This window comes from Methylobacterium sp. CM6247 (genome assembly GCF_054817925.1).
Genome location: NZ_JBTXKX010000003.1, coordinates 2,154,869 through 2,165,000, shown reverse-complemented (window position 1 = coordinate 2,165,000; position 10,132 = coordinate 2,154,869). Strand labels below are relative to the sequence as shown.

The window sequence follows — 10,132 nt, the reverse complement described above, 5'->3', positions numbered from 1 at the left end:
CCCCCTCTTCACATCCGCCAGTGCCCGCGTCAGTCCCTCGGCGATCCGCTCACGGACCGGCGGAGAGGCATCGCGTGCTACCACCACGTATTCCCGGCGGGACACCAGCGTCAGGGTCTGGAGGCCGTATTCCTCATCCTCGACCTTGGTCAGCTTGGTCCACAGGGGATTGAAGCGCCATTCGCGACGCTCGCCGCGATGGGTCACTCGGGCCAGCATCACCTCGATCGGCGAAATCATGACCTCTTCGAAGGAGCGCCCGCGCTTCAGGCTCGTCTTCAACGCCATGTAGAGCGCGATCATATCGAGACCGAAGAACCCGGCCACCGGCCAGAATCCGGCTTGAACGCAGGCGATGGACGTAACGAGGGACACCGCCCCGCATCCGATCATCACATTGCGGAAGCCGATATGGCTCAGCGATTGGTGCGGACGGATGGTGGCCTGGAAAACCGGGACGTCGACGCTGTTGGGGTCGAGCCCGTCGGGATGGGATGGGATCGTGTCGCGAACCATGTTGCCGCTCTCCATGGGACACATATAACCCACCAATGAAGAGCCGACAGTCGAAGCGCCCAAAGAAGTCCGCGACCGCGACGACATCACCCGCTCCGGGAGCTCCTCGGACAAGGAAGAAGATCGCCGCGACCATCACCGAGCCGCTCATTGCGAAAGTTGAGACGGCCCCCTCCCCTGTCGATGCCGCGACAGTCACCGAGATCTTCGCCCGGCTACGCGCCGCCAATCCGGAACCGAGGGCGGAGCTGGAATATCTCAACCCGTTCACGCTTCTGGTCGCGGTGGTGCTGTCGGCCCAGGCCACCGACAAAAGCGTGAACCTCGCCACCGCACCCCTCTTCGCCATTGCCGACACGCCGGCCGCGATGCTGGAATTGGGGGAAGAGCGCGTCCGCGCGTTCATCCGCACGATCGGACTGTTCAACACCAAGGCGAAGAACGTCATCGCACTGTCCCGCATCCTGGTGGACCAGCATGACGGGCAGGTCCCGGCTTCGCGAGAGCATCTCGAAATCCTACCGGGTGTCGGCACCAAGACCGCAAGCGTGGTGATGAACGTCGCCTTCGGAGTGCCTACCATCGCCGTCGACACCCACATCTTTCGGGTCTCGAATCGCATTCCCCTCGTCGTCGCGCCGACGACCGACAAGGTCCAGGCAGGTTTGGAAGCGATCGTGCCGGAGCCGTTCCGCCTGAACGCGCATCATTGGCTGATCCTGTTCGGACGTTACGTCTGCAAGGCGCGGCGCCCCGAATGCCCGACCTGCCTCATCGCCGACCTCTGTCGCTATCCCAGCAAGACCGTCGTCGCCTGAGGGGTTTGGCTCATCCATCGGCCGTGGGATTCGCGGGACTGCGTGGTCGCCCACCGCCATACACATCCGGCTCGCCCTGCAGGGCCGGGCTGCGGGCGGACGCGTTGTACTGCAAACCCGCTTCGGGTAGTTTGCGCCACGGTCGTCGAGGCTTTCGACAAACGATGTGTTCTCGCGGCCCGGTCTCAATCGAGACCGCCACGCCGCGGATTCCGCACATCGACTGTCCGAAGGAGTCACGGCCATGGACTTCCTCAAACCACGGTATACGCCTATGAACCGCCGCCGTCGCATCTACGAGGGCAAGGCGAAGGTCCTGTACGAAGGACCCGAGCCGGGAACGCTCATCCAGCATTTCAAGGATGATGCCACCGCCTTCAACGCGCAGAAGCACGAGGTCATCGACGGCAAGGGCGTGCTGAACAACCGGATTTCCGAGTTCGTTTTCCAGCACCTCAACGATATCGGCGTGCCGACCCACTTCATCCGCCGGCTCAACATGCGCGAGCAGCTGATCCGCGAAGTCGAGATCATTCCGCTCGAAGTCGTGGTGCGCAACGTCGCCGCCGGCTCGCTCGCCACCCGCCTCGGCCTCGAGGAAGGGACGCAGCTGCCGCGTTCGATCATCGAGTTCTACTACAAGAACGACGCGCTCAACGACCCGATGGTGTCGGAAGAGCACATCACCGCATTCGGCTGGGCGACGCCCCAGGAGATCGACGACATCATGGCCCTGGCCATCCGCGTCAACGACTTCCTGTCGGGCCTCTTCCTCGGCGTCGGCATCCGCCTCGTGGACTTCAAGATCGAGACCGGCCGCCTCTGGGAAGGCGACCTGATGCGCATCGTCGTGGCCGACGAGATCTCCCCGGATTCGTGCCGGCTGTGGGACATCAAGAGCCAGGACAAGCTCGACAAGGACCGGTTCCGCAAGGATCTCGGCGGCCTGATCGAGGCTTACACGGAAGTGGCCAAGCGTCTCGGCATCATGTCCGAGAACGAGAAGGTTCAGTCGGGCGGTCCACGCCTGGTTCAGTAGAAGCTTCTACCGGAATGGTATGAAAAAGGGGCCCCGCGCGAGCGGTGGCCCCTTTTTCCATGCGCGATCGATCGAAGCTCGTGGCCGAATGCTACTGCGCCGCTTCGGGACTGGTCTCGGCCTGGGCGGCAGCCGGCGCGGGTTTGCGCTTGCGCTTTACCGCCACCTTGCCCGGTGCTCCGTGAAGCGAGACGCCGATGTCGTAGCTCTCGCTCAAGGGGCGCGGGACCACGAGATTTTCCTCTATCACCGTGAACAGCCCCTGCGCCTCATTCGGCCCGATCGACACCGACACCTTGCGCGCCCTGGTCGCTATGATCTGGTCCCCGGCCTTGATGGTGAAATAGACCGGGGCCTCGAACCGACCCGGTCGGCCCGCCGGTCCGAGGAGGACCTGCCCCTCGACACCGACCTTCACGCTCACCGAGCCATCGGCCAGCCGCACGCATTCGCGGGCGAGACGCCCCAAGGTGATCTGGCTGCGCAGGCCCGCATTGTCGTCGGCCCGGCCGCCATAGCTGCGCAGGGCGGCACCGTTTTCCGCGACATCGACCGTCGGGCAATAGACCTCGCCGAGGTCGGCCGGCTGCGACGGCGGGACTGTGGTCCCGCCGTATTTCAGCATATTGGTGAACCAGTTGCCGTCCTCGGCCTTGGCTGACCAGGGCAGGAGGACCGCCATCAGGGCCATGCCTACCGTTTTCGCGCGTGTCCGCATCCTCAGATCCCGCTGAATTGCCGGCGCGGGGCGCCGGAACAGACCTATTTCAAGCTGGTGAACCCGTCGCCGAAGCCCTTCATCGAAAGGGGGATGCCGACCCCCTCCTCCGGGGTCTGGAACACGATGAACGTGGCCTGCACGCCGGCGCTGAACTGCTTGATGAGGTTCTCGTCCATGACCACCTCGGCGACGCAGCCAGTGGTGAGGCAGCGCACGAACCCGGCCCGCCCGACATCCGTCTTGTCGATCTTCAGCCCGAGGCCCGAGGGCAGCAGCACGCCGAGCGGTGCCACCACGCGCAGCAGGTACCCGCGATTGTCCGCTGTCTTGAGGACGATGACGACGAGGGTCAGGTTCGGCCTGTCCTCAGCCGCCAGATATTGGACCAGGGCGCATTGCTCGGCCTTCGCCCCCGCCGGCGTCTCGCAGCGAAGCTGCCAATCACCGAATGTGTTGCGGACCATGCCCTGCGCCTCGGCGCGGTCGCTCCCCGCCAGCATCGCACCGGCCAATCCAGCCAGGCAAAAGAGGCCGATCCGTGCGAGACGCCCCGCATCGGTCGCCCGCCCCTTGGCGACCCGCCTTGCGCGCCTCAGCATTCCTCGAAAACCCACGCGCCGATCCCTCTCGCCTCACCCCTTCTGGCCAGGGGCACCGGATGAAACCAGCGGTGTTCCGACCATGCGCGGCTATTCTGTGTCAAGCGTGACCACTAGTTTACGAACACGGACTATCGTTTCGCGGGAACACGCCCTAGTTCCGAGTGTAAAGCCACCAGTTCCAACGGACCGAGCCCATGCGATATCCTGCTACCGCCGCGTTCCTGATCCTTTCCAGTGCCTGTCTGGCCGGCGGCTCTTTCGCCGGCATTACTTCCGCCGCGGCTCAGTCGCTGCCGGTGGACGAGACCACCTATGTCGAGCGGTCCCTCAACCGCGACGGTCCGCTCGTGGTCGAGCATCGGCCGATCCGGCGCATGCCGGGCGGCCGCGTGAACAGCAATTCGGCCGAGATCGCCGGTTTCTGCCGTGATGGTGGATATGTCCGCCGCCTCGACGAGTTCGGCAACCCGACGATCCTGCGCCAGCGTGAGGTCTGCGACAGCGTCGCCCCTCGCACCATGCGACCGGGCGATGTCGACGCCCGCCCGACCTGGCCGGTCGAGCAGGTCGAGCGACGCCGGATCTTGCGCGCTCGCGGGTAGCCTCCCAGACCCGACGACGGACATCGTCCGCCTCGGATGGGTTCTCGCCAGTCCGTGTCCAGATTGGTTGCCAGTAAGCTACCGTCCGTATGCGGTCGTATGAGTACGGAGCGAAAGCGGCGGCTCATGACGCGTGGTTTGCTGATCGCACGCGTCATACAGCGACACACTCTGGAAGTCGTCACACGAAGCGCCTGCCAGGCTAAGACCGATGGAACCGGTCACACGGCTCGATGCCGCGCGAGCGCCATTAGTAGTTCGGCAGGCCGGGATGGTTTGCGAGCCGAGGTCGCCAGCAAGCCGAAATGCCGGGAGATCGCGGGATCCAGCCGGACGACCTTCAACCCTTTCCGTGTCTCGGGCAACGTAGATTCCGGCACGATGCCGCTGCCGAGCCCCTCTCGTATGAAGGCGATGGCGCTCGACCAGTCCCTAACCTCGATCCGAATATCCGCCAGCGACAGACCCGCTTGCTCTGCGAGCGTGCGCGCATGATGATGGCACCCACCCGTAGCCAGGACGAACGGCTCGGCCACAAGCGTAGCGAGCGACAGTTTGCTATGTCGTCCGAAACGATGAGCCGCCGGCAAGACGCCGACCCACGCGTCCTCCCCAAGGGGAATCGCTTCGACGTCCCGCGGCGGGTTGAGAACAACCCCGAGATCGACGGCGCCACTCTCTAGCCACGTTTCAACCTCCCGGTCATCGGTCTCCAGGATGACGGTCTCGATGCCAGGATGTAGCGCGTGGAAGCGCCGCAGGAGCGGAGGTAAAACGGTCGCGATGACGCTGGGAAAAGCAGCGATCCGCAGCGATCCATGCTCTTGGCCGGCAGCCTCTCGCGCTTCGCGCCCGATCGCATCGAGATGTGCGCAGGCGGCCCGCGCATGTTCGAGCGCCCGCTCGCCGAATGCGGTCAACTCGACCCCTTGCCGCTGCCGCACGAGAAGCTTCATGTCGAGCGCCTCCTCGAGGGCGGCGAGCGCTTGGCTTAGGCCGGATTGGGTGATGCCCATGGCGGCCGCTGCCGCTGTGAAGCTGCCCGTTTCAGCGACAGCGATGAAGCCGCGGAGTTGGGTTAGGTTCATAGTAGCTCAGCTTATGTGACATTCTCTCCAATTAATTTCCCTTCACCAGAATCGCTCGTCAATGTCGAGTACGTTCCTCTTCTTGTCAGGCGATCCTATGAAGCTGTTCTTCGCACCCGGCACGTGCTCGTTCTCGCCGCACATCGTATTGCAGGAGTTGAATCTGTCCTACGATCTCGTGCGGGTGGACAATCGCACCAAGCGGACCTCGGAGGGCCGCGACTTCCTCGCCGTCAATCCGAAAGGATATGTCGCTGCGCTCGAACTCGATGATGGGGAGGTGCTAACGGAGGGACCGGCCATCGTTCAGTATCTGGCCGACCTCCGGCCGGAACTGGGTCTCGCGCCGGCGAACGGAACGCTGGAACGGGTCCGTCTGCAGGAATGGCTCAACTTCATCACGAGCGAGATCCACGCGGGTGCTGCGCCCCTGTTCAACCAGACCCTGCCCAAACCTGTACGAAGCACCTTCGAGACACGCCTTTTCAGGCGGCTCGATCTGATCGATGCGACATTGCTCAAGAAGGCATATCTCCTGGGCGACCGCTTTACGGTCGCGGATGCTTACCTCTACACGGTCCTCGGCTGGATGCCGGGCTTTTCGATCGACCTCATGCGTTGGCCGAGGATCGACGACTACCATAGCCGGATCGCGAGGCGACCATCGGTCGTCCGAGCTCAAATGCGTGAAGCACAGCTGTCGTCCGTTTCTTGATCCAAGCCAACTGTCTCCATGAGATTCCCGTACTCGTGGACCAAACACGGCTTCGTCGAGGACACGCATGGTAGGCGCACGCCCGACGGGATCCGCAATGCCCCGGATGTGCAGGGGGGATGGCATACGTTCGCTTGCGGACAGGTTTCGCGAACGCGCTCATCGGTTTTACGTTCGAAAATCCATGATGCTCCAAAGGTCTCCGCGAGGTGAAGCATCGGCTTGCCAATACGAACCTGCATCCGACGGTGCTTCACTGCCTCGAGACGCATTGGGGGCGGAGGCGGGTGGTACCAGATGCCGGTTCCGGACCGACGGGTGTCCGGTTGCGCCTCAGCCGTAGCGATGAAGGCTGGCGCCGTTGCGCTTGAGCCAGCGCTCGGCCTCTTCCACATGCGGGCACAGGGATCCCACCAGGGACCAGAAGCGCGAGGAATGGTTCATCTCGCGCAGGTGGGCCATCTCGTGCGCCACGAGGTAATCGAGCACCAGGGGTGGCGCCAGGATCAAGCGCCATGAGAAGTTCAGCTCGCCGCGCGCGGTGCAGGATCCCCAGCGCGAGCGGGTGTCGCGGACGGTGATCCGTTTCGGCCCCTGCCCGAGCTTTTCCGTATAGTGGGAGACCGACTGAGCGAGATCCTTGCGCACCTCCCGTTCGAGAAAATCCCTGACACGGCGCGGCAGGTGAGGAGCTTCGCACGCCACGGAGAGCGCAGGTCCGTTCTCCGCCTCCGTCACGAGCGTTACCCCGCTGCGCTCGCTGCGATGGAGAATGCGATGAGGCACGCCGCGTAAGGGAAGCTCGGCCCCCGCCTCGAACGCCACCCGATCCGGAACCTTGGCGAGCCGCATGGCGATCCAGCCGCCATGGCTCACCGCGAAAGTGCGGGCCACGGCCAGGGAGGTCCGCGCCGGCAAGGTCATCACCACCTCGCCGGTGGCGCTCGAGACGCGCAATGTCAGCCTGCGCGCCGTCGGGCGGCGGCGCAGGACGACACGGAACTTCACGCCCTCGTGGAGGATGTCGATATGGTCGGGATCGGACCCGCGCAGCAGGGCGACTCTCATCGGGTCAGCTTAACGGCAGCCTCCCGCCACCGCCATCTGTGCGTGGTTCACGTCCAGAACTTTCGCGCGCCCCGCCCGCATCACGCTGCCGGGCGTTCTTCGATGGCCGGAAGGGCCTGCATGTCGCGGATGAAGGAAGCGATCCTCGGCGCGATGATGGTGCGATAGCGCGAGCCATTGAACACCCCGTAATGCCCCACGCGTTCCTGCAGGTGATAAGCCTTGCGCTCGGGCGGCAGGTTCGGAGTCAGGTCGAGGGAGGCCTTGGTCTGCCCGACGCCGGAAATATCGTCGTTCTCGCCCTCGATGGCGAGGATCGCGCAGGTCCGGATGGCAGCAAGGTCCACTCGCTCGCCGCGATGGAGCATCTCACCCTTGGGCAGGGCGTGGTCCACGAAGACGGTCTTGACCGTCTGCAGGTAGAACTCGGCCGTGAGATCCATCACCGCGAGATACTCGTCGTAGAATTCCCGATGTTTCTCGGCGGAATCGCCGTCGCCGGTCACGAGATGGTCGAACATCTCGGTATGGGCGTTGACGTGGCGATCGAGGTTCATCGCCATGAAGCCGCCGAGCTGGAAGAAGCCGGGATAGACGCTCCGCAAGGCGCCCGGATACGTCAGCGGCACGATGGTGATGCAGTTGCGCTCGAACCATTCCGTGCCGCGTTCCTGCGCCAGGCCATTGACGGCAGTGGGAGACCGGCGGGTATCGATGGGGCCGCCCATAAGGGTCATTGAGCGCGGCACCGGCGTGATGCCCTGCGCCTCCATCAGTGCCACGGCAGCGAGCACCGGCACCGCCGGCTGACAGACGGCCATGACGTGAAGGTCCGGCCCGAGAGCGACGAAGATCTCCTTCAGGTAGTCGATATACGTGTCGAGATCGAACCGCCCGTTGGTGATCGGCACGAGGCGCGCATCCGTCCAGTCGGTGATGAAGACCTGATGGTTGGGGAGCATCGCCTCCACGGTTCCGCGCAGGAGCGTGGCGTAGTGCCCGGACATCGGTGCCACGATCAGGAGCTTGGGCTGCGGCTCGGAGGGACCGCGCGCGAACGAGCGGTCGAAGGTCAGGACCCGGCAGAACGGCTTTTCCCACACCACCCGTTCGCTCACCGACACGCTGGCGCCGTCGATCCAGGTTCCGGTGAGGCCGAAGGCCGGCTTGGCATAACGGCGGGTTCCGCGCTCGAACATCTCGCAAGCGGCGGCCATGGACTTCGCGTAGGGCGAGTAGGCGAGCGGGTTGGCGGGATTCTGCAGGCTGTGCTTGACCATGTCCGCGGTGAGACGGGCCGGCGCCGTCATCATCCGCCCGAACTCATACCAGGTGTAGGCCAAGCTCATATCCGCCCCTCCTCGTCGTCCCGCGTCGCGTCGTCCCTCGCGACCGGGCGCGCTAGAGAACGCCGCGCGCCGGGAAACGTTCGGATCGACGCGTGTGCGAGGTGAGACCGCGCGGGGCATGATTGCGCAGGGACGGGTGCAATCGGAGGGCGAGCCATGGATTCCCGCCAGCCGAGCACTATCGTTGAGCAGACATGATCGACATGAGCACCAACGGCTTCGTTCGCGATGCCCGGCATCTCCGTCTCGACACTTTCGTGCGCCTGCGCTGGCTCGCGATCACCGGGCAGAGCGCGGCCGTCGTCGGGGCGCAATTCGGCCTTGGCCTGCCTCTGCCCTTCGGCTGGTGCTTCCTCGTCATCGCGGCGTCGTCCTGGCTGAATCTCGCCCTGCGGATCCGGTTTCCGGCGAGCTACCGTCTCAGCGACGATTCGGCGGCCCTGCTCCTCGCCTTCGACATCATTCAGCTCGCCGCCCTCCTCTTCCTCACCGGCGGCTTGCAGAACCCGTTCTCGCTGCTCTTCCTCGCCCCGGTGCTGATCTCGGCGACGGCTCTTCCGCCGGAACGGACGCTGGCGCTCGGACTCCTCGCGGTGGGTCTCGCCACCATGCTGGCGCTGATCCACCGGCCACTGCCGTGGTTCGCGGACGGGCGGCTCGAACTCCCCTTCCTCTACGTCTCGGGGGTTTGGACGGCGATCCTCCTCGGCACCGCCTTCACCGGCGTCTATGCTTGGAAGGTCGCTGACGAGACGCGGCAGCTCGCGCAGGCCCTCGCGGCCACGGAACTCGTGCTGGCGCGGGAACAGCACCTGTCGCAGCTCGACGGGTTGGCGGCAGCGGCCGCGCATGAACTCGGCACGCCACTCGGCACGATCATGCTCGTCACCAAGGAACTCACGCGCCAGCTCGCCCCCACGGCGTCCCCCGCCGTGAAGGACGACCTCAACCTTCTGCGCGACCAGGTCGACCGCTGCCGCGGTATCCTGTCGAAACTGACATCCCTCGATGGCGACGAAGCCGGCATCCTCCAGACCGTCACGCTGAGCCATCTCGTGGAGGAACTGGTGGCGCCCCAGCGCGCCATGGGCATCGCGCTCGACGTCACCAGCCGGGGCGACGGGGTCGAACCTGCCTGCCGGCGTAATCCGGGGGTCCTGTTCGGGCTCGCCAACATCGTCGACAACGCCGTGGACTTCGCCACCAGCCGCGTCGTCATCGAAGCGCGCTGGACCCTCGACAGGGTCTCCCTGGAGATCAGCGACGACGGCCCGGGCTTCTCGAGCGAGATCCTGCTGAGGGCGGGCGAGCCCTATGTCACCACCCGCAGCCCCGACAAAACGCGTGGCGGGAACAGCGTCGGCGCCGGCCTCGGCCTTGGATTGTTCATTGCAAAGACACTGATCGAACGCTCCGGCGCACAGCTTACGCTCTCAAACGTATCCGGGCACCAAGCAACCGGAGCCGTAGTCCGCGTATCCTGGGCGCGCCACATCTTCGAGCGTGACACGATTCCGAGGCGCGGTACCGAAATGAGCGCTCAGGTGCCCCTGACGGAACGCAGTACGGCCCCTATATAAGTTGCTAACAATTCGATCTTGGAAAATGGAGGAG

General features: G+C 64.7%; 11 protein-coding genes (1 of these 11 only partly in view). 5 read left to right on the top strand and 6 right to left on the bottom strand.

Translation table 11 applies throughout. The features are described from left to right. Positions 1-531, bottom strand: the 5' portion of a protein-coding gene (locus tag ACYQOP_RS11050; protein WP_207412286.1) for a DUF2244 domain-containing protein. The gene continues 6 nt to the left of window position 1, outside the view; only the first 531 of its 537 coding nucleotides appear in the window; the start codon lies at positions 529-531; the stop codon falls past the left edge of the window. 20 nt (positions 532-551) lie between these two features. Here ACYQOP_RS11050 and nth point away from each other — a divergent pair, with 20 nt between their 5' ends. Together nth and purC are read left to right on the top strand one after the other, a co-directional pair. Further along, positions 552-1,334, top strand: a complete 783-nt coding sequence (nth, locus tag ACYQOP_RS11045; protein ID WP_461222390.1) for an endonuclease III — start codon at positions 552-554, stop codon at positions 1,332-1,334. 244 nt (positions 1,335-1,578) lie between these two features. Continuing rightward, on the top strand, positions 1,579-2,373 hold the full coding sequence (gene purC / locus ACYQOP_RS11040; RefSeq protein WP_026175628.1) for a phosphoribosylaminoimidazolesuccinocarboxamide synthase: 795 nt from the start codon (positions 1,579-1,581) through the stop codon (positions 2,371-2,373). Between the two features lie 91 nt (positions 2,374-2,464). Here purC and ACYQOP_RS11035 read toward each other — a convergent pair whose 3' ends face one another. After that, entirely contained in the window at positions 2,465-3,091 is a 627-nt protein-coding gene (locus ACYQOP_RS11035; RefSeq protein ID WP_461222389.1) for a hypothetical protein, read from the bottom strand. 44 nt (positions 3,092-3,135) lie between these two features. Beyond that, positions 3,136-3,594 (bottom strand): invasion associated locus B family protein, encoded by a 459-nt coding sequence (locus ACYQOP_RS11030; protein WP_056434711.1) that lies wholly within the window; start codon positions 3,592-3,594, stop codon positions 3,136-3,138. Positions 3,595-3,890: 296 nt separating this feature from the next. Between ACYQOP_RS11030 and ACYQOP_RS11025 the strand changes: the two genes are divergently transcribed. Continuing rightward, positions 3,891-4,298, top strand: a complete 408-nt coding sequence (locus ACYQOP_RS11025; RefSeq protein ID WP_056434305.1) for a hypothetical protein — start codon at positions 3,891-3,893, stop codon at positions 4,296-4,298. Between the two features lie 221 nt (positions 4,299-4,519). On the opposite strand, the gene ACYQOP_RS11020 is transcribed toward ACYQOP_RS11025, so the two are convergent. Beyond that, positions 4,520-5,386 carry a LysR family transcriptional regulator gene (locus ACYQOP_RS11020; protein ID WP_461222388.1) on the bottom strand — a complete coding sequence of 289 codons (867 nt, stop codon included), beginning with the start codon at positions 5,384-5,386 and terminating at the stop codon, positions 4,520-4,522. A gap of 97 nt (positions 5,387-5,483) precedes the next feature. On the opposite strand from ACYQOP_RS11020, the gene gstA reads away from it, so the two are divergent. Next, complete coding sequence (gene gstA / locus ACYQOP_RS11015) at positions 5,484-6,101, top strand: glutathione transferase GstA (RefSeq protein ID WP_461222387.1); 618 nt, start codon at positions 5,484-5,486, stop codon at positions 6,099-6,101. 333 nt (positions 6,102-6,434) lie between these two features. Here the strand turns inward: gstA and ACYQOP_RS11010 are convergent, their stop codons facing one another. Next, complete coding sequence (locus tag ACYQOP_RS11010; RefSeq protein ID WP_461222386.1) at positions 6,435-7,169, bottom strand: M48 family metallopeptidase; 735 nt, start codon at positions 7,167-7,169, stop codon at positions 6,435-6,437. Positions 7,170-7,249: 80 nt separating this feature from the next. Then, positions 7,250-8,518 carry a polyhydroxyalkanoate depolymerase gene (locus ACYQOP_RS11005; RefSeq protein WP_461222385.1) on the bottom strand — a complete coding sequence of 423 codons (1,269 nt, stop codon included), beginning with the start codon at positions 8,516-8,518 and terminating at the stop codon, positions 7,250-7,252. Positions 8,519-8,712: 194 nt separating this feature from the next. On the opposite strand from ACYQOP_RS11005, the gene ACYQOP_RS11000 reads away from it, so the two are divergent. Beyond that, positions 8,713-10,098: an ActS/PrrB/RegB family redox-sensitive histidine kinase gene (locus ACYQOP_RS11000; RefSeq protein ID WP_056434312.1), complete on the top strand. Its 1,386-nt coding sequence runs from the start codon at positions 8,713-8,715 to the stop codon at positions 10,096-10,098. Positions 10,099-10,132 lie beyond the last annotated feature (34 nt).

Coding starts and splice junctions, on each gene's coding strand:
- nth (WP_461222390.1), top strand. CDS start 552: ATGAAGAGCCGACAGTCGAAGCGCCCAAAGAAGTCCGCGACCGCGACG.
- purC (WP_026175628.1), top strand. CDS start 1,579: ATGGACTTCCTCAAACCACGGTATACGCCTATGAACCGCCGCCGTCGC.
- ACYQOP_RS11035 (WP_461222389.1), bottom strand. CDS start 3,091: ATGCGGACACGCGCGAAAACGGTAGGCATGGCCCTGATGGCGGTCCTC.
- ACYQOP_RS11030 (WP_056434711.1), bottom strand. CDS start 3,594: ATGCTGGCGGGGAGCGACCGCGCCGAGGCGCAGGGCATGGTCCGCAAC.
- ACYQOP_RS11025 (WP_056434305.1), top strand. CDS start 3,891: ATGCGATATCCTGCTACCGCCGCGTTCCTGATCCTTTCCAGTGCCTGT.
- ACYQOP_RS11020 (WP_461222388.1), bottom strand. CDS start 5,386: ATGAACCTAACCCAACTCCGCGGCTTCATCGCTGTCGCTGAAACGGGC.
- gstA (WP_461222387.1), top strand. CDS start 5,484: ATGAAGCTGTTCTTCGCACCCGGCACGTGCTCGTTCTCGCCGCACATC.
- ACYQOP_RS11010 (WP_461222386.1), bottom strand. CDS start 7,169: ATGAGAGTCGCCCTGCTGCGCGGGTCCGATCCCGACCATATCGACATC.
- ACYQOP_RS11005 (WP_461222385.1), bottom strand. CDS start 8,518: ATGAGCTTGGCCTACACCTGGTATGAGTTCGGGCGGATGATGACGGCG.
- ACYQOP_RS11000 (WP_056434312.1), top strand. CDS start 8,713: ATGATCGACATGAGCACCAACGGCTTCGTTCGCGATGCCCGGCATCTC.